We start from the raw sequence: 23,149 nt of genomic DNA on the forward strand, positions 1-23,149 counted from the left end.
GTCTGGCGTGGAAGCGCAGTGATGCGTGGAGCGGACAGATACGAATCGGTCGAGGGCTTCACCTGAAAGGCTCCCTATGCACGAAGGCAAGGGCCGAAACGTGCGAAGCGACATGCGAACGAGGAGATCTGCAGGCCGAAGGCCGAAGCCCTCCGAGGGAGCATGGAGCGAAGCTGATGTCTGGTGACCAAAGCGGAGGGGAAACACCCGTACCCATCCCGAACACGGACGTGAAGACCTCCAGCGCCGAGAATACTGGGAGGGCAGCCTCCTGGGAAGGTAGGTCGTTGCCAGGCGAAGGAGAGAAGGTCAGGCGGTGATGCCTGGCCTTTTTTCGTGTCTGCATCCCCTCGCAACCCGCCAGGAGACCCCCAAGGACCTCCACGCAAAGGCGAATGACGCACCAGTCTGGCAACTAAGCAACGACCCACGCCGGCCGTCCGCTCCAGACCACCCACTCAGTTCTCTGCCCCCTCGCGCAGCGCCACCCAACCCCCACCGATCTCCTCCCAGAAGCGAAGGATTCCGTGGCACGGGCAGATCTGCAGCCCGAAGGGCGAAGCCCTGCCCGTGCCACGGAATCCGAAGCTCCCCTACAACAAATTCACCACCGGAATAGCTTTCAACGCAATGGTGATGAGGGCCACCAGCAGAGACAGGACAGCGGCCAGGCGTGCCACAGGGGGCGTGAGCGGACGCAACAGGGCAATGATCGCGAGAACCAGGCTCACGACGCCAAACACATGGCCAAAAAAGATGCCGAGAAACGGAATCCAGCAAAGAATAAAGCCCAAAATCGAGACACCGAGTGTAATCCAAGCAAAACGGGCCGCTGCTGCTTCCGGCGCTTCAGGCCACCACGGTTCCGTCATACCACAACCTCCCCATGTCTTCATCCCGTAGTATGTCATCCATGCTTCTGAAAAACCAACCCCTGCCTACGATCCTACTCTGCAAACCGCAAAACGCCAGCCTCATCGTCCTTCGCAGACCTGCCCGCGCACCGCCGCCTGCGCCCAAGAGCGGAGTCCATCACCGAGGTGGCAGACCCGCGACAAATCGAGTCGAACCCCTCCTCACCCGGCCAGCGATTGAAGGACCCTCCCTCGCGCAGCGCCACCCAACCCCCATCAATCTCCTCCCAGAAGCGAAGGATTCCGGGGCACGGGCAGATCTGCAGCCCGAAGGGCGAAGCCCTGCCCGTGCCACGGAATCCGAAGCTCTTTTCGACGGTTTTGTCAACTTGACAAATGTGTGACCTCGCGGCCGAGCGGCCGGACTGGCCGAAAATCGCCACATTGACACCCCTATATGCGGTTGTTATACTGCTCACAATATTTTAGGGTCGCCATGCACAGCGCGCGAGAGATGAAGAGGAGGAACCATCGTGACGAGCGCCTGGGAACAAAAGTTTGTCGGAGAAGCCCTGACGTTTGACGATGTGCTGTTGCTGCCGGCACATTCCACTGTGCTTCCGCGGGACGTGGACGTCGTCACCCGGTTCACGACCGACATTCGCCTCAATATCCCCATCGTATCCGCCGCGATGGACACGGTGACGACGTCGCCGATGGCTATCGCGATGGCGCGCGAGGGCGGGATCGGCGTCATTCACAAGAACATGTCCATTGAGGCGCAGGCTGAAGAGGTCGATCGCGTCAAGCGCTCCGAGAGCGGTGTCATCACCAATCCGATTTACCTCACGCCGGACAAGCCCTTGCGCGACGCCGAAGCGCTGATGAGCAAGTATCGCATCTCCGGTGTGCCGATTGTCGAGTGTGGATCGCAGCGGCTCATCGGCATCATTACCAACCGCGACCTGCGGTTCGAGCGGGACGACTCGCGCCCCATCGGGGAAGTGATGACCCACGAGAACTTGATCACGGCGCCCGTGGGCACGACGCTCGCCGAAGCGAAGGAAATCCTCCAGCGCCACAAGATCGAAAAGCTTCCGCTCGTCGATGCCGAGGGCAACCTGCGCGGGCTCATCACCATCAAGGACATCGAGAACGCGCGCCGCTTCCCCAATGCGGCGAAAGACGCGCAGGGCCGCCTCCTGGTGGCTGCGGCGGTGACGGTGTCGCCGGACGTGATGGACCGCGTCGATGCGCTGGTCGCGGCCCACTGCGACGTGATCGTCGTGGATACGGCGCACGGTCATTCGGAGTTTGTCTTAAAGGTCATCCGCGAGATTCGCTCGCGCTACCCGGACATTCAGCTCGTTGGCGGCAACGTGGCCACGGCGGCGGGCTGCGAGGCCTTGATGGACGCGGGCGTGAACGCGGTGAAGGTCGGCATCGGCCCCGGATCGATTTGTACGACGCGCGTGGTGGCGGGTGTCGGGGTGCCGCAAATCACGGCGATCTACGACTGTGCGAACGCGGCGCGTAAGCGCGGCATCCCGATCATCGCGGACGGGGGCATCAAGTACTCGGGCGACATCGTGAAGGCCATTGCGGCTGGGGCGAGCTCGGTGATGATCGGCAGCCTGCTCGCGGGCACCACGGAGAGCCCGGGCGAGATCGAGATTTATCAGGGGCGGCAGTTCAAGGTGTATCGAGGGATGGGATCGATTGGCGCGATGCGCGCGGGTTCAGGGGATCGGTACTTCCAAGGCGATAATTCGAGCGGCGATACGAAGAAGCTGGTTCCGGAGGGCATCGAGGGCCGCGTGGCGTACCGCGGGCCGGTGAGCGAGATCGTGTATCAGCTGGTGGGCGGTCTGCGCAGCGGCATGGGGTACACGGGCTGCGCCACGATTGAGGATTTGCAGGAGAAGAGCCAGATGGTGCGCATCACGTCCGCAGGCTTGCGCGAGAGCCATCCGCACGACGTGCAGATCACGAAGGAAGCGCCGAACTACTCGATTTGACGTGGAAACGGGGCCTTGGGTGTACTACAATGAGGGATAGGGCTTTAACCATTCACCGGCCTTAACGGTTGCGATACAGAGGGGGATGCGGCATGTCGACGGTCGGCACGGATCGCGTGAAGCGCGGTATGGCAGAGATGCAGAAGGGCGGCGTCATCATGGACGTCGTCAACGCAGAACAGGCGAAGATCGCGGAAGCGGCCGGCGCCGTGGCGGTCATGGCGCTGGAGCGGGTTCCGTCGGATATCCGCAAGGCGGGCGGCGTGGCCCGGATGGCGGATCCGTCCATCATTGAAGAGGTGATGAACGCCGTCTCCATCCCGGTCATGGCGAAGTGCCGCATTGGGCACATCGTGGAGGCCCGCATTCTCGAGGCGATGGGCGTCGACTACATCGACGAGAGCGAAGTGCTCACGCCGGCCGACGAGAAGCACCACATCGACAAGACCAAGTTCACCGTGCCCTTCGTCTGCGGCGCGCGGGATCTCGGTGAGGCGCTTCGTCGCATCGCGGAGGGTGCGTCGATGATCCGCACCAAGGGTGAGCCGGGCACGGGCAACATCGTCGAGGCCGTGCGCCACCAGCGCATGATGCAGTCGGCGATCCGCCGCGTGCAGGCCATGTCCGAGGACGAGTTGTACGCCGAGGCGAAAAATCTCGGCGCGCCGTATCATCTGCTCAAGCAGGTGCACGATCTCGGCCGGCTCCCGGTCGTCAACTTCGCCGCCGGCGGCATTGCGACGCCCGCCGACGCCGCGCTCATGATGGAACTCGGTTCGGACGGCGTGTTTGTCGGCTCCGGCATCTTCAAGTCGGAGAATCCGGAGAAGTACGCGCGCGCCATCGTCCAGGCCGTGACGCATTACCAAGACTACGAGCTGCTCGCACACCTGTCGAAGAACCTGGGCCAGGCCATGCAGGGCATCGATCTCGCCACGCTTCGCGAGGAGGAGCGCATGGCGGTTCGCGGCTGGTGAAGCGCGCAGACCGATACGCCTGCGAGAGCCGGGGGCACAAGGCCTGCCGGCTCTTGCGCATGAGAGAGGAGGATGCGCGATGAAGATCGCGGTCATAGCCGTGCAAGGCGCATTCCGCGAGCACATCAAGGCGCTCAGGTCGCTCGGCGTCGAGGCGCACGAGGCCAAGTGGGCGCGCGATCTCGACGGGGTCGACGGGGTCATCATCCCGGGCGGAGAGTCGACGGCCATCGGCAAGCTGATGCGCGAATACGACATGCTCGAGCCCGTGCGCGCGCTGGCGCGGTCTGGCAAGCCTATCTACGGGACCTGCGCCGGGATGATCGTGCTCGCCAACCGCATCGAGGGCGAGGACACCGTCCATCTTGGCCTCATGGATGTCACCGTGCGGCGCAACTCGTTCGGGCGCCAGCGCGAGTCGTTTGAGGCCGAGATCGACATCCCGGCCATCGGCGAGCCCCCGTTCCCGGCCGTGTTCATTCGCGCGCCGCACATCGTCTCGGTGGGCGAGGGCGTGGAGGTCCTTGCGACGTATCAAGACCGCATCGTGGCGGTGCGGCAGGGCAACCTGCTTGCCACATCGTTCCATCCGGAGCTCACCGAAGACTACCGCCTGCACCAATACTTCCTGAACATGGCGCAGGCGCCGGTGGCACATTGAGTCGAGCGCGAGGTGTGACATGTTAGACATTCGAGCCATTCGGCAACAACCCGACGTGTTCAAAGCGAAGTTGAAGCGCAAGAAGGTCGATCCGGCCGAGATCGACCGCCTGCTCGAGGCGGATGCGAAGTGGCGGGATCACCTGGCCGAGGTGGAGCGCCTCAAGGCGCTGCGCAACCAGACGTCCGAGGCCATCGCGCGCAAGAAGCGCCAGGGCGAGGACGCGGCGGACGACATCGCCCGCATGCGGGAGGTGTCCGACCGGATTCAGGCGCTCGACGAAGAGGTCCGCGAGTTGGAGCGGCACGTGCGCGACCTGCTGCTCGCGCTGCCGAACGTGCCGCACGACTCGGTGCCGGACGGCGAGTCGGAGGACGACAACCCGGTCATCCGCACGTGGGGCGAGCCGCCGAAGTTCGGGTTTGAGCCGAAACCGCACTGGGAGATCGCCGAGGCGCTCGACATCGTGGACAGCGAGCGGGCCGTGAAAATCACGGGCAGCCGCTTCGTGCTGTACAAGGGCCTCGGTGCGCGGCTGGAGCGGGCGCTCGCCAACTTCATGCTGGACTTCCACGTGGAGCGCCACGGGTACACGGAGATGTTCCCTGCCTTTATCGCGAACGAGGAGAGCCTTGTCGGCACGGGCAATCTGCCGAAGTTCGGCGACGAGATGTTCAAACTCGAGGGGCTGCCATTCTATCTCATCCCGACGGCGGAAGTGCCGCTCACCAACTACTACCGGGACGAAATCCTGCAGGCCGAGGATCTTCCGGTGAAATTCGCGGGCTACTCCGCCTGCTTCCGCTCTGAGGCCGGATCGGCCGGCAAGGATACGCGCGGGCTCATCCGGCTGCACCAGTTCCAGAAGGTGGAGCTCGTCAACCTGTGCCTGCCGGAGCAGTCGTACGACGTCCTGGAACAGCTCACGCGCGAGGCGGAGGCCGTCCTTGAGGCGCTCGAACTCCCGTATCGCCGGATCGAAATCTGCACGGGCGATCTCGGCGCCAAGGACGCGAAGAAGTACGACATCGAGGTCTGGCTGCCGGCGCAAAACCGGTACCGCGAGATCTCGTCGTGCACCAACTTCGAGGACTACCAGGCGCGCCGCGCCAACCTGCGCTTCCGGCGCGAGGAGCGGGGCAAGCCGGAATTTGTGCACACGCTGAACGGCTCCGGCCTCGCCATCGGCCGCACCGTGGCCGCCATTCTCGAGAACTATCAGCAGGAGGACGGTTCGGTCGTCATCCCGCGGGCACTCGTGCCGTATATGGGCGGGATCGAGCGCATTGCAAAGGCCTGACGGCAGGAGGGGTGCCGGGTGCGGATTTCCAACATCAGCGTGCGGCTGTCCGCGGACGATCTCAACTCGATGATCGCCGAGTTTGCGCCGGACGTCCCGCTGCGCATCACGTCCGTTCGCCCGGACGGGGTGCACGGGCAGTTCAAGTTTCTCATGTGGAACATCGACTTCGCGGCGCGGCCGACGTCCAACCCGGACAAGGGCGAAGTGGCCCTCGAGATCTCCGCGCGCAAGCTGGTCAACATCCCGCCCGCCCTCGTGCAGATGAGCCTCCAGGAGGCGATGAAAGATGCACCGCAGGGCATCGAGGTGTTGCGCCAGAGCCTGCGCCTCAACATCGCGAGCCTGCTCGATCCGCTCGGCATCTCGCTGAAACTGAACGACTTCACGTGCGGCGACGGATTTCTCGTGATCGATCTCGCCCGGATCGACATCGAGATGAAGGGCCGGAAGCCTGAGTTTGCGGCCCTGTGGAAGCGACGGGAGGGGTAACGACACCGTGGAGCGAGGCATCCGTTCGGAGACACGGCGGCAACCCGCCTATGGCGCGGCGACGCCGGCGGAGGCACTGAGGCAGACCCTTCGCGACATCGACGGCCGCGGCTACAAGGCGTACCAAGCCCTCGCCGGCGCGTACGCCTTCCCCACCTTCGTGCTCGCCGTCGATCACGTCCAGGGCGACCCGTTCGCGGAGCCGTCCAAAGTCCGCGTCATCGTGCCGCGCGCGAAGACGGCCCTCGCGGACGCCTGGACGGACAAGCCGTGGCGGCGCATCCGCTGCGAGGACCTCGTGGCGCGGCGCATGCACGAGGCGCTGCGCCAGGCGCCGCGCCGGGCGCGCGGGACCGGCAAGAGCGGCCTCGTGCACATCGATGCGCCCGGGCAAAAGGTGCTCGAGCGCACGGCCGTGCAGGTGGGAGAAGACGAGATCGTCATCTGCCTGTCCGTCGGGCTTCCCGCCGATGGCCGGCGGATTCTGGCGCGGGAGGCCGAGTTCATCTTCTTCGAGCACATCCCGTCTGCCGTCGAGCGCGCCGTCTATGCGCTCCGGGAAGCCGACATCCGCCCCGCCGTCGAACTCGCCGACCAGCAGGCCGCCATCCGCCGCTACCTGCGCGATCACGGCTTCGTCGCCTTCGTCGCCAACGGCGCCATCCTGCCGCGCGAGAGCGGCGTCAGCGACAAGCCGCTCACCCGCGGCGCCGTGCCGTTTCAAAGCCCGCCCGAGCTCGAGGTCACCATCCCCGTGCCGCACCGCCCGACCCCAATTCGCGGCATGGGCATTCGCCGCGGCATCACGCTCATCGTCGGCGGCGGCTTTCACGGCAAGACCACGCTCCTCGAGGCGCTCGAACAAGGCGTCTACGATCACGTCGCAGGCGACGGCCGCGAATTCGTCATCACCGACCAGGGCGCGGTCAAAATCCGGGCGGAAGACGGACGCAGCGTCGCCAACGTCGACATTTCGCCACTCATCGGCGCGCTCCCGCACGGCAAAGACACCCACTCCTTCTCGACCGAAGACGCGAGCGGCAGCACCTCGCAGGCCGCAAGCCTCATCGAGATGATGGAGGCGGGCGCCACGGCGTTTCTCATCGACGAGGACACCAGCGCCACCAACCTGCTCGTGCGCGATGCGCGCATGCAGGCCCTCGTCGCCAAGTCGGGCGAGCCCATCACGCCGTATATCGACAAGGCGCGCCAGCTGTTCGACGATCACGGCATCTCCACCGTGATGGTGGTGGGCGGCATTGGCGACTACTTCGACATCGCCGACTGCGTCATCCAGATGGAGGCCTACACGCCGCGCGACGTCACGGCGCAGGCCAAGCGGGTGGCGGAGCAGATCCCGACGGGCAGAACGCCCGAGGGCGGGCGCGCCTTTGGCGCCATTCGCCACCGCGTGCCGAGGCCCGAGAGCCTCGACAGCCAGCGCGGCCACAAGTCCAAGGTCGCCGCTCGCGGCCGATACGTTATCCAGTACGGCACCTCTGAGATCTCGCTCCACGCGGTCGAGCAGCTGGTGGACGACAGCCAGACCCGCGCCATCGCCGCCGCGCTTTTGTACCTTGAGCGCAAGGGATGGCTGAAGAAGGGCATGTGCCTGCGCGAATTGTTGGACGCCCTCGAGGCGCAGTGGGACCGCGAAGGCCTGGCGTCCATCTCCCTTCGCCAAGGCCACCCCGGCGATCTCGCCCGCCCCCGCCGCTACGAGTTGGCCGCCGCCATCAACCGGCTGCGGACGCTCAGGTGCGAGCAGCGCGAAGGATGACGCCGGGGGATGCCGCACGGGGATGCCGCACGGGGATGGCGCATGGGGATGGCGCCCGGGGATGGCGCCCGGGGATGCCGCCCGGGGATGCCGCCCGGGGATGCCGCCCGGGGATGGCGCATGGGGACATGGCGCGATGCAGGGCGAGCGCGGCCTGGGCGCAGATGGTCCCAGTGGCGGTCGACGGTCGCACGTGTGCGGGCATTCGCCGGGAGACAAGATGCCGGGCCGCGCTTGACCCGGCGATGCACACCGTCTGCTCGAGTACGGAGCGCACGGAGGGAACTTGGATCTGGCCGTGTGCCAGGCGGTGCGGGAATTTCCTTTGCTGCGCGGCAGGGAATTGCGGTATAATCATGTGTGCAGCTGACGTGCACCCGTAGCTCAGTAGGATAGAGCGGTGGTTTCCTAAACCGCGTCTTGCGCAGGTTCGAGTCCTGCCGGGTGCGCCAGGGCATCTAGGAACGGCGAGGATTTTCGGTTCTCGCCGTTTTCACTTTCGATGGATTTGTCTCATTCTTCTGTCCATTGCTGGCTGCAGGGCGAAGTCCGTCTGGTTTCGGCGAGATACGGCAGCGAGGTTCATCCATCGCTGATTGCAGGCGCTAAGACCGTGCGCCGCGAAGGTCTAGAACCCTTGGCAATGGGGTGGAGGCCGTGAAGACTACAGCGTGGATTCGCATCTTTCAATTTCAGACGCTTGTCGTGGCGTTCATTCTAGCTGTGTTCTTTTTACTTCAGGGGCAAGGTTCTATTGAAGAGCGCATGGAACGCCACTGGTGGATGAGTCTGCTGGTGATGTGTTTGGGAATGGCTGCTATGTATATGAAGTTGAGAGGATGGAAACGCATTTATGGTTATCAAGGTGTAGGGGTTGCCATTATTTTGGCCATCTATCTCTTGTTCCAAGGTGAAGGTTCCGTCGGCCAGCGTATCGAGCACAACTGGTGGATAAGTTTCCTTGTCGCCTTGTATGGAATTTTGCAACGAAGGCCCACGAGGTACATGACGTACAAATGGATAGGCGCGATGAACCGCGAGATGAACCTTGAAGGCGAAGTCGAAGACAAAAAGGAACGCAATGAAAAGCGTCCACACGCATGATCTCCTGAGCCTCTTCAACGCGTGTTTCCCATCAGCTGACTCCTCGTGACCCCACACGTTTTCCCGAGATGTCCTTGCGTGCGCTCCACATGGATTTCTTGTCAGTCACACCGAGGAAAATGTGAAAAGACGGCGAATGTATATGTCTTAGTCAATCTGTCCTAAACAAATTCAAAGTAAGCCTCGACTGAATCGTGTGACACATAAAAAAGTATTTAGACTACAGGAGTGATGTCCTTGCCGGTCGTGCCTCAGTACCATGAGTTGTTTAATCCGTTACTCGAAGCTTTTCGGAACCTTGGAGGATCGGCAAGAAATGACGAACTGTTGAAAGAGGTCATTAGCATCATGGACCTTAGCGATGAGGTAACTTCGACTCCGCATAAGGACGGTGGTATATCTGAAGTCGCATATCGTTTAGCCTGGGCGCGAACTTATCTTAAAAAGCGCGGTTTGATAGATAACTCATCTAAGGGCGTTTGGGCGCTGACACATGAAGGAACTAAAACTTCGCATGTCGATCCTAGCGAAGTGATAGCCTATGTCAGAAGGAACACGTCATCTTCCAAGGCTGGAAACATGAGTCCGATCTCAGAAAATGAAACGCAGGAGGTCGAGGATGAGACTTCTTGGAAAGTTGATGCGATGAAAATCTTATTGTCCTTGAGCCCATCTGCATTTGAACGGTTGGTTGTTCGTGTTTTGCGGGAGTCAGGTTTTGACGACGTCACTGTAACCGGCAAGAGCGGTGACGGCGGCATTGACGGAAAGGGTCTCATACGAGTCAATGGTATCTTGAGCTTCCATGCCGTAGTCCAGTGTAAGCGATATAGCCCCGGACGTCTCGTTACACCATCGGAAATAAGGGATTTTCGCGGTGCAATGCAAGGAAGAACTGATAAAGGAATTTTTATCACAACAAGCGACTTCACGAAAGCAGCAATTGAGGAGGCTACACGCGACGGTGCACCACCACTCGACCTAATCAACGGCGAGCGTTTCGTAGACATTCTAAAAGAGCTTCGGTTAGGTGTATCGACACGGGAAATTGTTGTGGTGGATAGGGGCTGGTTTGAGGGACTGTAAGCAGACGGCGTGTCTTGGAATAGGATTCTTGTTCTCATGCTTGCAACGGTGAATCTTGCTTGCAGAGAGATCATGTTTCCGAAGGGGAGGGACCAGATGCACTGGCCTGCCTGGCTTTTAATCCTAATCGTCATCATTGTAGCTCTCAAAGTCCTTGATAACTCTAAAACTTTCACAGGCTTCCTAGGTGAACAAGCTGTCCGTTCTCAATTAAAACGCATAGGGAACTCGAACTGTCTTGTCGTTCATAACCTGATGGTACCCAGGCACGATGGGAATGGAACCTCTCAGATTGACCACGTTGTCGTATTCCGTGGGGGTCTGGCCGTCATTGAAACTAAGAACTGGGCCGGAAGAGTGTATGGCAAGGGCTCGGACAGAACATGGACCATTACACTTGGCCGGAGAAAGTACAGAAATGAAAACCCTATTCTGCAAAACAAGGGACACATCAAGTCCCTCAAAGCGGTTGTTGGAGGGGACATACCCATCTACAATGTCGTCGTTTTTACGAGGCGGACTGACTTGCGTTTGCAGGGCGTGCAAGACGCGGCGGTCTTGAGACCAGGGCAGCTGGCTGAATTTCTTACTTCGAAGTGCGACATTCTTACAGAAGATCAAATGCGTTGTATTCATCAGCAGCTTGTGAAGGCCAACATCACAGACAGCCGGGCCCGTAAGCAGCACGTAACGAATCTACGGCGACAGTGGAAGTGAGATCGACGGTCCGCGAGATGCATCTCCTTCTCTTTACCGGGTCTTACGGCCAACCCAGGTCAAAGCACTTGGCATGCGGATTCACACAACGAGCGCCGGAGGTCATTCTCCGGCGCTCTTGCGGGGGCGCGGGGGCCAGGCCACCGAGGGGTGGACCGCTCATCCAGGCCCATCCCCACCACCCGCGCCTCAATACTGCACCAACGCGCCGCCCCACACCAGCCCGCCGCCGAACGCCACGAGCATCAGCAGGTCGCCGCGCTGAATGCGGCCGTCGCGAATCGCCGTGTCCACCGCGATGGGGATGGTCGCCGACGAGTTGTTGCCGATGTTCTGGATGGTGCTCACGACCTTCTCCTGCGGGAAGTCGAGGCTCTCCGCCACCGCGTCGATGATCCGCTGGTTGGCCTGGTGCGGGATGAGCCAGTCGATCTCGCCCTTCTGCCGCCCCGTCTTCGCCAACAGCTCCTCCGCGGTGGTGGCCATTACGTTCACTGCGAGCTTGAAAATCTTGCGCCCATCCATGACAATCTTCGCCTTGGCACCCTGCCCGTACGGCGTCCGGCTGCCGCCGCCCGGGATGTACAGGTTGTGAAAGTACGTGCCATCCGAGTGGATGGTCGTGGCGATCACGCCCGTATCCGCCGGATCGTCACTGCGCGAGACCACAAAGGCGCCGGCGCCGTCCGCAAACAGGATGCAGGTGCCGCGGTCTTCGTAATCCGTGAAGCGCGACAGCGTATCGGCTCCGACGATGAGGACGTGCTGGTGTACGCCTGCCTTGACGTACTGTTCCGCCACCTGCAGGGCGGACAGGAAGCCGGCGCAGGTCGCGTGCAAGTCAAACGCGCCGATGTTGCGGCAACCGAGCCTGGCCTGAACCTGACAGGCCACGGGGGGAAGCAGGTAGTCGGGCGTCTCCGTCGCCACAATCAGGAGATCGATGTCGGTCGGCTCAAGTCCGGCGTCGGCGAGCGCCGCCTGGGCCGCGTGATAGGCGAAGTCCGACGTGGCTTCGTCGACGCGGGCGATGCGCCGCTCGGCGATTCCGGTCCGCGTCTGGATCCACTCATCGGACGTCTCGACCATTTGTTCGATTTCGGAATTGGTCAGGCGAGTCTCCGGCAGGTAGGAGCCCACGCCGCGAATGACGGCTTTATACAAAGGCTTCACCTCTCCGCCAGTATACCAGCCAACCGCGGCGGCGATGAGGGCCAAAGTGCGCCAGTTTGGTGACGAAATTGGAGACTTTGCGTCTGTTGATGCTCGTCATCTGGAAGCGGATACAGGGACATCAAACGGCCGGGGCCGACGTGCATCGGCGGATAGGTGCGGGCCGATGTGCATCGGCGCATCGGTGCGGGGCCGATGTGCATCCGCGGATAGGTGCGGAGGCGGACGTGCATCGGCGCATCGGTACGGGGCGGACGAGCATCCGCGGATAGGTGCGGAGGCGACGTCCATCGGCGGATCAGTCGGCATACGCACGCATGGATGTCCGATGATGGCCCGGCCGCGCCCCGAGCTTCCTGCGCGATGGCCGCTTGCCCGTGCGTCAGCCGGTCACGGTCGGATAGATGGACGTCGGATCGCTCGAGAATTTGCCTTCCGTGTACAAGGCGGGATTCGTCAACTCGTACCCCACGACGCCCTGGTACGTCAGGCGCAGCGCGGGCTGAAAGTACACGTTCCGATAGGCGGAGGGCTGGCGGAAGATGCAGTAGAGCGCCGCGGTTTGCCCTGGCGCGATGGAGATGGACGATCCGGCCGGCAGGGACTGCTTGGGCAGCGTCAGGCTCACCTGTTTCGGGTTGATGGCGTAGGCGGTGCGCACGAGATCGACCCCGCCGCCGACGGCGAATCCGGCGAAGGTCACGGGGTGATGCAGCGGATTTTCGACGACGATCACGTACGGGTGAGACGTGGAATAACTGCCGGACTCACCAGCGAAGCTGCGCACGGGCGTGAGCCAGTGGACGCTGTTCGGCACGACGGAGACGTCCATTTCGCCGAACGAGAACGTGCGGGACCACTTGGGCGTCGCGACGGAGAGCGTGGGCTCGGTGCCGCGCAGCGTGTGGCTGGCGACGGTGTTGAACCGGAGTTGGAATTCGACGGTATCCTTGCCGAGCTGCAGTTCCTGTTGCGCGAACGTGCGCGTTTTCAGCCCCGGCGCGCGAAGCTCGGCGGAGGATACGACGCTTTCGGTCGTCGGGTAGACGTTGAGAAGCAGGCACTGGAGTGGAAGCGGCGCCTGCTTCGTCGTCACGGCATCGACCATCCAGTGATTGACGACGATCCATTCGGACGTCGATGAGGTTTGGGGTGCACCACAGCCGGTGACGGCAGCGCATGCGCCAAGAAAAGCGGCGGAACAAGCGGCACGGGAAAGCCATGTGCGGGCGGCCACGCTATCATCCTCGTCCATGAAGAGTTGGAGAAATTATAGCACGAACGCGCGCGGACGAGCACCGGGATTTCCAGCGCGAGATGCCAAGCGCCCGCGGAGCACGCGGGCGCTTGCAGGCAGGCTTTTCGCCACACGGAGCGACTTCGCACGCGCCGCCTCGGCCGCCGTGGTGAGCCGCAGTCGATCCGCCGACGCCGCCTCGGCCCCGCGACCTCGTCCCACGTCACCCATCCCACGACATGGTCCAGGCCTCGGGCACAGTGCGCGCCGCCATGAGGTCTTCCATCAGCTGAGCGAGCGCCTGCGCTTGCGCCCGGCGGCTGTACGCCGCAGGCAGCGCCCGGCGCGCGGGCGCGGGTTGGGTCATCAGGCGAAGCATCGCCTCCGCGATGGCGGCGGGATCGTCCGGGGGTACCACGACACCCGCCTGTTCGCGGCGGACGAAATCGGCCGCCTCGCCTTCGCGCAGCATGGCGAGGATGGGCCGGCCGGCGAACAGGTACTCGTACAGCTTGCCGGGGACGTAGTCCTTTGCCTGTGCGGCCTGATCGCCGATGAGCAGGTTGGCGTCGGCGGCGAGCATGCGCGAAAGCGCCTCGCGCCGCGGCAGGTAGCCGAGCGGCTCCACGACGTCCTCCAGGCCGAGTTCGCGGATGAGGCGCGCGTGATGATCGTGGCCGGGGTAGTCGAGCACGCCGGCGAACTGGAGGCGGATCTGGCTCGGCGCGACGCGCCCGTTTTCGAGCAGCCGGTGCACGGCGTGAAAGAGGGCGTCGGCGGATCGGCCGGGATACAGGATGCCGGCGTAGAAGAACGTGAACGGGCGCCTGCCGACGGGCTCGGCTTCGGGCTCAGGCGCGGGCGGGAAGTCGGCTTCGTCGACGCCGTTTCGGATGACGTGGATGTCGAGCGCGCGGCTCGGGTACTTGGCGGCGAAGAGCTTCCAAAAGCCGTCGGTCACCGTGACGATGGCGGATGCCCGGCGAAACACCATTCGCTCCAGCTGTCGCTCGATCGCGGCGCGCCAGCCGCTGTGGTGGAAGTGGAGGTTGTCGGTCCAGGGATCGCGAAAATCGGCGATCCACGGCGCGCCTGTCGCGATGGTGGCGATGAGGCCGGCGAGCTGCGTGCTGTGCGGGCCGGAGGTGGTGTACAGGCAGTCGATGGCCTCGCGGCGCATGAGCCGGCGCGCAACCCATCCGGCGCGGATGGCCCACACGACGGACTCGTCGGGGATGAGCGCGTGTCGCTGCGCCCCCTTCCACAGGCGCCAGGCGACGCGCTTCCAGGTGGGTTGGCGCAAGGCGTCCGCGGGCGGGGCGCCCTTCGGCCCGGATGTGGCGGCCGCCTCGGGCCCCATCCCGCGCTTGCCGCCCTGAGCGCCGCTCGGCTCTTGCCAACGCCCGGACATTCGCGCGAGCAGCATTGAAATGGGATCCGCCACGCGGATGACGCGCACGGACGCGGGGATCTCCTCGACGAGGGACGGGTCGAGCGTGGCGCTGTAGACGTGATCGGCCGTGAGCACAGTGACCTGCCAGCCGAAGTCCCCGAGATACTTGGCGAACTTGAGCGGCCGCTGCACGCCGATGCCGCCGACGGGCGGAAAGTCGTGGCAGACGATGAGTGCGTGCCGGCGCCTCATTTCGCCATCTCCACCGTCGCGTCGTGTGGGGACCAAGCGCTGCGCGGCGAGACGGCCACGTAAGGCAGGTGGTCCTTGGCGGGCACATCCCAGCCTGCGGCGGCGAGGCGCGGCGCGATGCGGCGCTTGAGATCCAGGATGACGAGCGGGCTGCGCGCGAGGGCGAGCACGTCCGGCCACGCCACGTCGTCGAACGCGGTCTGCCAAGTGGCCACGGCGACGGCGTCGGCATCCGCCACGCACGCTGCGAGCGACGGCGCCTGGAACGGGAAGTAGGGCTCGACGGTCGGATCGAACGCGGCGACGATGGCCCCGCGCTCCGCGAGGATGTCGACGAAGTGGACGGCGGGGCTCTGGCGGATGTCGTTCGATCCGTCCTTCATGCCGAGGCCAAGCACCGCGACGCGCGCGCCGACAAGCGGCTTGCCCACCCGCCGCAGCGCCTCGTCGAGCTGGCGTGCCGCCCGGTGCGGCGCCGTCAGGTTGATCTGGCGCGCGAGCGAGAAGAGCGGGATGTGCTCTTCCGACGGGATGGACGCGGCGAGATACGCGTAGGCGTTCGGGATGCAAAAGCCGCCGACGCCGATGTTGGGCTCGAGCAGCCGCACGCGGGGGTGCGTGTTGGCCATGCGAATGAGCTCATAGACGTCCACTTCGTGCTGTTCCGCCACCGCCTTCAGCTCGTGCGCGAGCGCGATGTTCACGTCGCGCTGCGCGTTTTCCACCACCTTGGACAGCTCGGCCACGCGCAGGCTCGTGGGGTGAAGTTGCCCGTCGGTGAGCCGGGCGAGCACCTCCATGGCGCGGTGGGTACAGGCCTCGGTCAGCCCCGCGACGATCACGTCAAGCGTCTGGAACTCCTCCATCGCGCGTCCCTCGGCGACGCGCTCGGGGGCATAGGCGACGTGGAAGTCGCGGCCGGGCACGAGGCCGCTCGCCGACGCAAGGCGCGGGATGATGTCCCGTTCCATCATGCCGGGGACGAGCGTGCTGCGGATGAGGACGAGCTGCCCCGGTGAGAGCAGAGCGCCGAGATCGCGCATGCAGGCGAGAAGCGGCGCCTTGTCGACGGCGTCGCCCGCCACGGGCAGCCCGACGGTCACGATGAAGGTGTCGACCTGCGCCGCGGCTTCGGCGAGCGAGGTGGTGACGTAAAAGCGCCCCGACGAAAGGTGCCGGCGCAGGATGGATTCGAGCGACTCTCCGCGGTACGGTTCCATCACGTGGGTCACGCCGGCGCGGAGCTCTCTCACTTTGCGCTCGTCGACGTCGACGCCCACGACGCGCTCGCCGCGCTCACAAAGCGCGAGTGCGAGCGGCAAGCCAATAAACCCAAGTCCAACGACTGCGATCTGCGCGCGCATGTCGTTCCTCCCCCTGGCGTGAATGCCGCATTTAAGCGGGCATGCGTCGTTTGTGCGCAGTGTAGCAGGCCAGCATGAACCGCCTGTGATAAGTTTGCAAAGATTTGGTGTACAAGTTGCAAGGAAACCGCCGGGGAGCGCCGCGCGCATGTCGATCGCGCCAGGGGGGAGGGGGTGTGGTCGGAGGCGCGGGGCGGGATGCGGGGATGCGTCGGGTGGGCCCGTGCGAAGGGGCCGGCACGATCGCGGCGGCGGGCGAGGGATGCGGGCGTGCGGGGGCAAGCGGTGCTGGAGGACCGGTGTGGCGCGCGAGGAAGCCGCCAAGGAGCGCTGAGAGCGACGAAAGAGCAAGCGGTTGTTTTCAGACTCGTCACAAATTTGTCACAGAAGCTGTATCAAAACACTCTTCACAAACTCGGTATTGTTTTAATACAATTGTGCCAGAACAGATTCCTCAGACCGAGGGGAGATGAGAGACAACACCGGGACCAGCGAACCACCTCGCACTCGCTTTTGGCACTTGGAAGGGCTCGTGACAGAAGACTCGACCCATGGCATTCGAAAAATGGATTCTCAAGCGCTTATCTCAACGGCCGGGTATGAAACAGCAATGAGACAGATGCCTCGGCGGCGCTACAGATGAAACCTAGGGGGAATGGAAGATGGCATACTTCAAGACGGCTGCAGAACTGGAAAATCACTGGAATACGGACCCGCGGTGGAAGGGCGTGGAGCGCCCCTACACGGCGGAGGACGTGATCCGTCTCAGAGGCTCCGTGCACATTGAGCACACGCTCGCCCAACTTGGGGCGGAAAAACTGTGGCGCGGCCTGCACGAAGACGGCTTCATCCGCGCGCTCGGCGCTCTCACCGGCAACCAGGCCGTGCAACAGGTGAAGGCCGGGCTTAAGGCCATCTACGTCAGCGGCTGGCAGGTGGCGGCCGACGCCAACCTCGCCGAGCACATGTACCCGGATCAGAGCCTGTACCCGTCCAACAGCGTGCCGAGCCTCGTGCGGCGCATCAACAACGCCCTGCTCCGCGCCGATCAAATTCAGACCTCGGAAGGCAAAGGCGACACCGACTGGCTCGTGCCCATCGTCGCCGACGCCGAGGCCGGGTTCGGCGGGCCGCTCAATGTGTTTGAACTCATGAAGATGATGATCGAGGCCGGGGCTGCGGGCGTTCACTTTGAGGATCAGCTGTCGTCCGAGAAGAAGTGCGGCCACATGGGCGGCAAGGTGCTCATCCCCACCTCCCATGCCGTGCGCAACCTGACCGCCGCTCGCCTCGCGGCCGACGTGCTCGGCGTTCCGACCGTCATTGTGGCCCGCACCGACGCCAACGGCGCGTTCCTCATCACGAGCGACATCGACGATCGCGACGCCCGCTTCATCACGGGTGAGCGCACGCCGGAAGGTTTCTACCGGTTCCGCGGCGGGCTTGAGGCCGCGATCGCCCGGGGGCTTGCCTACGCGCCATACGCCGACATGATCTGGTGCGAGACATCCGAACCGAACATCGAGGAGGCGAAGCGGTTCGCGGAAGCCATCAAGGCGGAGTTCCCCGACAAGCTGCTCGCGTACAACTGCTCGCCTTCCTTCAACTGGAGGAAGAAGCTCGATCCGAAGACGATCGAGGAGTTCCAGGAGACCATCGCATCGTTCGGCTACAAGTTCCAGTTTGTGACGCTGGCGGGCTTCCACGCGCTGAACTACAGCATGTTCGAGCTGGCGTACGGCTACAACCAGCGCGGCATGGGCGCGTATTCCGACCTGCAGCAGCAGGAGTTTGCGGCCGAGGCCCGCGGCTACACGGCGACGCGCCACCAGCGCGAGGTGGGCACGGGTTACTTCGATGAAGTGGCGCAGGTGGTGTCGGGCGGGCTTTCGTCCACGACGGCGCTCACCGGTTCCACGGAGGAGGAACAGTTCGTGGAGGCGTGATGCCAACAGGTGCGCGACGCCTGATGTGGTGCGCTGGGCTATCGGGCGCTCATGCAGGTGCCCGATAGACGGCATGTGGCTGCGCTTGGCCGTCCGGGGTTCCGGCGGACCGGGGCGTCACGGCGCTTTGCCTGATGGTGCCGGGCGTATGGCGTCTGGATTCGTAAGGCCTGGCTGTCCGAGGGCTGACGGTGCCTGGCCTGGCGGCGCAAAGCCACCACGATCTCGGCGACCTGCGAGGATGGTTCCAACGCGGCATGGCACTCACTTTGGGGCCGGGGGACGGCCCCGCTTTTTTTGTGTGTAGCTACAGGGGGGCAGGTGGAACGATAGATTGGACCGATGCGGCGGGAGATGTGGGCGGGAGATGTGGGCGGGAGATGTGGGCGGGAGATGTGGGCGGGAGATGTGGGCGGGAGATGTGGGCGGGAGATGTGGGCGGGAGCGGCGCGCGAACCTGGATCGCTGGCGAAACCCTGGGGGGTTCGCGCACATGTAAAATTGCGCATGGGGACTGGATTTTTGGGCGGTCTAAGGGTATGATGAGGGCAGTTGGAAGGCGCGCGAAGGGTGCGTCAGAAATAGGTTCGCGTTTTTCGCCCGGGAACCCGCGTCAGGACTGGGCTCTGTGAGTTGGAGTGACTCCGCCGAGATCGTCGGCGGCCCCATTGAAGCCAGATACTCCACGACGCTAACCGTTTTCCCCTTGCGTGACTCCGCCGAGATCGTCGGCGGCCCCATTGAAGCATGGCATTCGCCATTTGGAGCGCTTCGCTGTCGGTCGTGACTCCACCGAGATCCTCAGCGGCCCATTGCAAACCTCGCTTCCTCCAACGACGGAAAAGAGGGCCGCCTGCATGGGCCCTCTCGAATCGTCGTCCGCGTGCATGTTGCTGGCGAGCGCCTATTCTCCAAAAGTCACCCTACGAACCTGTATCCATCCACACGATTCCCCGTCCGCCTCGGACCGTCCCAGTCGAAGGGCTGATCTATCCCCAGCACGCAAAATACACAGCCATTTTCAACGCCGAGAGGCCATTGTGCGCATACGCTCGCGCCACTTGTGGCGGATCGTCAGCACGGACAACGTCAGCCGGGCCGGTTCATGCGCAAGACGAGATCCTTACATGCCTAATTCCAGTACATCAGGCTCTCAGGCGCACAACAAAGCGCCGCTCCGTGGAAGCGGCGCTTTCCGCGAGTGGCTTGCACTATCGACGCGGCTCATACGGAATGCCGTCTGCGGCAGGCGGGGTGGACCGCCCAATGAGACCCGCCAGGGCCAGAATCGTGAGCGCGTACGGAATCATCTGCAGGATGTTCGACGATACGCCATGGCCTTGCAACACGATGCCGAGCGCAGTTGAGAACCCGAAGATGAGGGCCGCGCCGAACGAGCCAAGCGGTGTCCACTTGCCGAAGATCATCGCGGCGAGCGCGATGTACCCGCGGCCGCTCGTCATGTTGGACGTAAACCCGTTCAGAATGCCGATTGACAAATACGCTCCGCCGATGGCAGAAAACACGCCGCTCAAGATGACCCCCAGATATCGCAGCCGCCACACCGGGATGCCGAGCGTGTCTGCGGCAAGGGGGTTTTCGCCGACGGATCGCATGCGCAAACCGAGACGTGTAGAAAAGAGAAACCAGTGGGACAGGAAGATCAGGATAATCCCGATGTAGACAAGCACGCTCTGATTGGTGAAAATGACGCCGATGTACGGGATCCGGTCCAGGCCCGGGATGCTGAGCGACGGCAGCTTCGGCGTGTTGACGGGCGTGCCGCTGTAGCCAAAGAGCGTGTTGAGCAAGAAGGTGGTGAGGCCTGCGGCGAAGATGTTGATGCCCATGCCGAGCACCGTTTGATCGGCGGACACGTGAATGGCGCCCCATGCGAGGGCAAGCGCGGTCAGCGCGCCGCACACGATGGCCCCGATCAGGCCTATCCACGCGTTGCCGGTCCAGTACGAAAACGCGACGCCGAAAAACGCGCCAATGAGCATGATGCCCTCCATGGCGATGTTCACGACGCCTGTGCGCTCGGAGAACGTGCCGCCGACGGCGGGAAGTGCGAGCGGGATCGCCATGGAGAGTGTCAGTGCCCAGATTTCCGGATTGGAGAAGATCATCGGTTCGCCTCCTTTCGGTCGAAATGGGCGTCAGCTGGCGGGCGTCTGCGCCCGCAGGGAGCGGCGCCGTCGGTACCAGCCGATGACCTGCGGAATGATGCGTTCACATCCGACGAAGAAGATGATGAGTCCCGTCAGCACGTTCGTAAGCGACGCGGGGACGTTTGAGGCGATTTGCATGTTCTGCCCGCCGGTGGTGAGGGCGCCGAAGAACAGGCCCGAGATGACCACCGCGAGCGGGTTGTTGCGCGCGAGCAGCGCCACGACGATGGCGGTGTAGCCGTAGTTCGACGAGAACCCGTCGAGGAGCTGGTGATCCACGCCGAGCATCTGCACCGCGCCCGCAAGGCCGGCGAAGAGCCCCGACAGGGCGAGCGCCAACACGATGTGCAGCTTCACGCGAATGCCGGCGTATTTCGCGGCGCGCGGGTTCAGGCCGACGGATCGCAGCGAGAAGCCGAGCGTCGTCTTGTACAACAGGAACCAGGCGACGATCACGGCGAGCGCCGCGATGGCCATGGAGATGGGCGACAGCTGGGACCGCATAAAGCCCTGCGTGAAGTATGGAAATTGGGTGTTCGACGCGATGAGCGGCGACTGGGGAATGTACCCCTTCTCCTGCATGGGCCCGCCCTCAATGAGATAGCGTGCGAACAAAATCGCGATGTAACTCATCATCATCGTCGTGATGACCTCGTGCGCGCCGACGAACGCCTTCGTCAGACCCGGCACGATGCCCGCCCAGATCGCCCCCGCGATCATGCCGGCGGCGAGGCAGAACAGCATGTGCAGCCACCCCGGCAGCGACGTGAAGTGATACCCCACCCAAACCGCCGCCGTCGCGCCGATCCAGTACTGGCCGTCCGCCCCGATGTTGAACAGGCCACTCTGAAACGATAGGGCGATGCCGAGCCCAATGATGATGAGCGGCAGGCTCGCGGTGAGCGTGTTGCCCAAGTTGCCAAGGTTGCCGAACGCGCCCGAGATGAGCGATCCGTACACCGAGACCGGATTGTAGCCGAGCGCCGCCACCAAAATGCCGCCGATCACGACCGCCACCAGGCTCGCGGCGACCGGCAGGAGAATCGACTGAAGCGCCTTCACGCAGTTCCCTCCTTCGCGCGCTGGCCCGTCATCATGAGGCCGAGTTGCTCGCGCGTCGCGCCCTCTCCATCCACCACGCCGACGATCTCGCCGTCGTGCATCACGGCGATGCGATCCGACAGGCTCAAGATCTCATCCAGCTCGAGCGAGATGAGCAGCACCGCCTTGCCTTCATTGCGCAGCCGAATCAACTGGCGGTGCACGCCTTCGATGGCCCCCACGTCGAGCCCTCGCGTCGGCTGAGCCGCAATGAGCACAAGCGGATCGCGCGAGACCTCGCGGGCGAGGATCACCTTCTGCTGGTTGCCGCCTGAGAGTTCCGAGGCCTTGCGGCGGAAATCGGGCGGGCGCACGTCGAACGCCTCAATGAGCCGCTTGGCGTACGATTCGGCCGCGCGACGGTTCAGGATGCCGCGCCGCGAGAACGGTTGTCGCCGGAAGTCGCGCAGGATGACGTTGTCGGCGAGATCGAACGAAAGGACGAGGCCATCCAGCTGGCGATCCTGCGGCACGTACGCGATGCCGAGCTCTGTCCGCTCTGCGGGCGACAGGTGCGTGATGTCCCGCCCGTCGAGCACAATCTGCCCCGCTTCTGCGCGCAGCAGGCCCGCGATGGCGTCGGCGAGTTCAAACTGGCCGTTGCCGTCAATGCCCGCAATGCCGAGAATTTCGCCGCGGCGCACGGTCAGACTCACGCCCTTCACGCGCTCGTGCCGATCCGCCGACCGCACGCGCAGGTCGCGCACCTCGAGCGCGGGCGATCCGGCCTTCATGGGCGGCTTTTCGACGCGCAGGACGACCTCGCGGCCGACCATCAGGTTGGCGAGCGTCTGGGGCGTCGCGCCCTTCGTGTCGAGGGTTTCGACCGTCTTGCCCGCGCGCATGACCGTGACGCGATCGCTGATTTCCAAGACCTCATCCAACTTGTGGCTGATGAACAAGACGGGCACGCCTTCGGCCTTCAGCGCCCGGATGATGTTGAACAACTCCCGGGTCTCCTGGGGCGTGAGCAGCGCCGTGGGCTCGTCCAAAATCAGCACGCGCGCTTTCCGGTAGAAAGCCTTGAGGATCTCCACGCGCTGCTGAAGCCCGACCGTGAGATCGCCCACCTTCGCGTTGGGGTCAATGGCGAGCCCGTACCGCTCGGACAGCTCGCGCACGCGGCGCACGGCCTCGCGGCGGTTGAAACGAATGCCACCCGGTTCGTCGCCGAGCACGACGTTTTCCGCGACGGTGAGCGCCGGAATGAGCATGAAGTGTTGGTGGACCATGCCGATCCCGGCGAGAATGGCGTCGCGCGGACTGCGAAACTGGGCGCGCTGCCCGAACAGCTTGATTTCGCCGGCGGTTGGCTCGAGCAGGCCGTAGATGACCTTCATGAGGGTGGACTTGCCGGCGCCGTTTTCGCCCAGGATGGCGTGCACCTCTCCCGCGCGGACGGCGAGGTTCACGCCGTCGTTCGCCTTGACGCCGGGAAACCACTTCTTGAGGTCCACGACTTCCAATACGGTGTCCAAAGTCGGGATCGCCTCCGAAACAAGACCTGAACGTGAAGCGGGCGG

At 63.7% G+C, this 23,149-nt stretch carries 19 protein-coding genes, 1 tRNA gene and 1 rRNA gene; 12 read left to right on the forward strand and 9 right to left on the reverse strand.

Annotation, left to right across the window (positions count from 1 at the left end; genetic code table 11):
• Nucleotides 1-179 precede the first annotated feature (179 nt).
• Nucleotides 180-296: ribosomal RNA gene (rrf, locus tag BW934_RS06855) — 5S ribosomal RNA — on the forward strand.
• Nucleotides 297-593: 297 nt separating this feature from the next.
• On the opposite strand, the gene BW934_RS06860 is transcribed toward rrf, so the two are convergent.
• Nucleotides 594-872 (reverse strand): hypothetical protein, encoded by a 279-nt coding sequence (locus BW934_RS06860; protein ID WP_076346475.1) that lies wholly within the window; start codon nt 870-872, stop codon nt 594-596.
• A 515-nt stretch (nt 873-1,387) separates the two neighbouring features.
• Between BW934_RS06860 and guaB the strand changes: the two genes are divergently transcribed.
• The 10 genes from guaB to BW934_RS06915 all read left to right on the forward strand — a co-directional run bounded on the left by guaB (nt 1,388) and on the right by BW934_RS06915 (nt 10,989).
• The gene (gene guaB / locus BW934_RS06870; protein WP_076346479.1) at nt 1,388-2,872 is read left to right on the forward strand and encodes an IMP dehydrogenase; all 1,485 of its coding nucleotides are present in this window, start codon (nt 1,388-1,390) and stop codon (nt 2,870-2,872) included.
• Between the two features lie 92 nt (nt 2,873-2,964).
• Nucleotides 2,965-3,849, forward strand: a complete 885-nt coding sequence (gene pdxS, locus BW934_RS06875) for a pyridoxal 5'-phosphate synthase lyase subunit PdxS (RefSeq protein WP_076346481.1) — start codon at nt 2,965-2,967, stop codon at nt 3,847-3,849.
• 79 nt (nt 3,850-3,928) lie between these two features.
• The gene (gene pdxT, locus BW934_RS06880; protein WP_076346483.1) at nt 3,929-4,510 is read left to right on the forward strand and encodes a pyridoxal 5'-phosphate synthase glutaminase subunit PdxT; all 582 of its coding nucleotides are present in this window, start codon (nt 3,929-3,931) and stop codon (nt 4,508-4,510) included.
• A 19-nt stretch (nt 4,511-4,529) separates the two neighbouring features.
• The gene (gene serS, locus BW934_RS06885; RefSeq protein WP_076346485.1) at nt 4,530-5,810 is read left to right on the forward strand and encodes a serine--tRNA ligase; all 1,281 of its coding nucleotides are present in this window, start codon (nt 4,530-4,532) and stop codon (nt 5,808-5,810) included.
• An 18-nt stretch (nt 5,811-5,828) separates the two neighbouring features.
• Nucleotides 5,829-6,302 (forward strand): hypothetical protein, encoded by a 474-nt coding sequence (locus BW934_RS06890; RefSeq protein WP_076346487.1) that lies wholly within the window; start codon nt 5,829-5,831, stop codon nt 6,300-6,302.
• Between the two features lie 19 nt (nt 6,303-6,321).
• Entirely contained in the window at nt 6,322-8,082 is a 1,761-nt protein-coding gene (locus BW934_RS06895; RefSeq protein ID WP_076346798.1) for an ABC-ATPase domain-containing protein, read from the forward strand.
• Between the two features lie 373 nt (nt 8,083-8,455).
• A tRNA-Arg gene (locus BW934_RS06900) sits at nt 8,456-8,534 on the forward strand.
• A gap of 205 nt (nt 8,535-8,739) precedes the next feature.
• The gene (locus BW934_RS06905; RefSeq protein ID WP_076346489.1) at nt 8,740-9,186 is read left to right on the forward strand and encodes a hypothetical protein; all 447 of its coding nucleotides are present in this window, start codon (nt 8,740-8,742) and stop codon (nt 9,184-9,186) included.
• Between the two features lie 246 nt (nt 9,187-9,432).
• A complete protein-coding gene (locus BW934_RS06910; RefSeq protein ID WP_234969681.1) occupies nt 9,433-10,272 on the forward strand; it encodes a restriction endonuclease in 840 nt (279 codons plus the stop codon).
• 96 nt (nt 10,273-10,368) lie between these two features.
• A complete protein-coding gene (locus tag BW934_RS06915) occupies nt 10,369-10,989 on the forward strand; it encodes a nuclease-related domain-containing protein (RefSeq protein ID WP_159437299.1) in 621 nt (206 codons plus the stop codon).
• A 189-nt stretch (nt 10,990-11,178) separates the two neighbouring features.
• Here BW934_RS06915 and BW934_RS06920 read toward each other — a convergent pair whose 3' ends face one another.
• The 5 genes from BW934_RS06920 to BW934_RS06935 all read right to left on the reverse strand — a co-directional run bounded on the left by BW934_RS06920 (nt 11,179) and on the right by BW934_RS06935 (nt 16,408).
• A complete protein-coding gene (locus BW934_RS06920; RefSeq protein WP_327077691.1) occupies nt 11,179-12,162 on the reverse strand; it encodes a beta-ketoacyl-ACP synthase III in 984 nt (327 codons plus the stop codon).
• Between the two features lie 382 nt (nt 12,163-12,544).
• Complete coding sequence (locus tag BW934_RS06925; protein WP_076346497.1) at nt 12,545-13,399, reverse strand: hypothetical protein; 855 nt, start codon at nt 13,397-13,399, stop codon at nt 12,545-12,547.
• A gap of 33 nt (nt 13,400-13,432) precedes the next feature.
• Nucleotides 13,433-13,621, reverse strand: a complete 189-nt coding sequence (locus BW934_RS14780; RefSeq protein WP_143232558.1) for a hypothetical protein — start codon at nt 13,619-13,621, stop codon at nt 13,433-13,435.
• Nucleotide 13,622: 1 nt separating this feature from the next.
• Complete coding sequence (locus tag BW934_RS06930) at nt 13,623-15,044, reverse strand: glycosyltransferase family 4 protein (protein ID WP_076346499.1); 1,422 nt, start codon at nt 15,042-15,044, stop codon at nt 13,623-13,625.
• Nucleotides 15,041-16,408: a nucleotide sugar dehydrogenase gene (locus tag BW934_RS06935; RefSeq protein WP_076346501.1), complete on the reverse strand. Its 1,368-nt coding sequence runs from the start codon at nt 16,406-16,408 to the stop codon at nt 15,041-15,043. The genes BW934_RS06930 and BW934_RS06935 overlap by 4 nt, the downstream gene beginning before the upstream one ends.
• 662 nt (nt 16,409-17,070) lie before the next feature.
• Between BW934_RS06935 and aceA the strand changes: the two genes are divergently transcribed.
• The gene (gene aceA, locus BW934_RS06940; RefSeq protein ID WP_076346503.1) at nt 17,071-18,354 is read left to right on the forward strand and encodes an isocitrate lyase; all 1,284 of its coding nucleotides are present in this window, start codon (nt 17,071-17,073) and stop codon (nt 18,352-18,354) included.
• A gap of 1,211 nt (nt 18,355-19,565) precedes the next feature.
• Here the strand turns inward: aceA and BW934_RS06945 are convergent.
• Genes BW934_RS06945 through BW934_RS06955 form a run of 3 tightly spaced genes read right to left on the reverse strand, consistent with a single transcriptional unit; the run spans nt 19,566 to nt 23,104 of the window.
• Nucleotides 19,566-20,483: an ABC transporter permease gene (locus tag BW934_RS06945; RefSeq protein ID WP_076346505.1), complete on the reverse strand. Its 918-nt coding sequence runs from the start codon at nt 20,481-20,483 to the stop codon at nt 19,566-19,568.
• Between the two features lie 30 nt (nt 20,484-20,513).
• The gene (locus BW934_RS06950) at nt 20,514-21,587 is read right to left on the reverse strand and encodes an ABC transporter permease (protein ID WP_076346507.1); all 1,074 of its coding nucleotides are present in this window, start codon (nt 21,585-21,587) and stop codon (nt 20,514-20,516) included.
• The gene (locus BW934_RS06955) at nt 21,584-23,104 is read right to left on the reverse strand and encodes an ABC transporter ATP-binding protein (RefSeq protein WP_076346509.1); all 1,521 of its coding nucleotides are present in this window, start codon (nt 23,102-23,104) and stop codon (nt 21,584-21,586) included. The genes BW934_RS06950 and BW934_RS06955 overlap by 4 nt, the downstream gene beginning before the upstream one ends.
• Nucleotides 23,105-23,149: the final 45 nt, after the last annotated feature.

Source organism: Alicyclobacillus vulcanalis, from assembly GCF_900156755.1.
GTDB lineage: Bacteria > Bacillota > Bacilli > Alicyclobacillales > Alicyclobacillaceae > Alicyclobacillus > Alicyclobacillus vulcanalis.

Excerpts from the sequence above, each read along its gene's own strand:
- aceA (WP_076346503.1), top strand. The coding sequence starts at position 17,071 with ATGGCATACTTCAAGACGGCTGCAGAACTGGAAAATCACTGGAATACG.
- BW934_RS06915 (WP_159437299.1), top strand. The coding sequence starts at position 10,369 with ATGCACTGGCCTGCCTGGCTTTTAATCCTAATCGTCATCATTGTAGCT.
- BW934_RS06860 (WP_076346475.1), bottom strand. The coding sequence starts at position 872 with ATGACGGAACCGTGGTGGCCTGAAGCGCCGGAAGCAGCAGCGGCCCGT.
- BW934_RS06945 (WP_076346505.1), bottom strand. The coding sequence starts at position 20,483 with ATGATCTTCTCCAATCCGGAAATCTGGGCACTGACACTCTCCATGGCG.
- BW934_RS06935 (WP_076346501.1), bottom strand. The coding sequence starts at position 16,408 with ATGCGCGCGCAGATCGCAGTCGTTGGACTTGGGTTTATTGGCTTGCCG.
- BW934_RS06930 (WP_076346499.1), bottom strand. The coding sequence starts at position 15,044 with ATGAGGCGCCGGCACGCACTCATCGTCTGCCACGACTTTCCGCCCGTC.
- pdxT (WP_076346483.1), top strand. The coding sequence starts at position 3,929 with ATGAAGATCGCGGTCATAGCCGTGCAAGGCGCATTCCGCGAGCACATC.
- serS (WP_076346485.1), top strand. The coding sequence starts at position 4,530 with ATGTTAGACATTCGAGCCATTCGGCAACAACCCGACGTGTTCAAAGCG.
- pdxS (WP_076346481.1), top strand. The coding sequence starts at position 2,965 with ATGTCGACGGTCGGCACGGATCGCGTGAAGCGCGGTATGGCAGAGATG.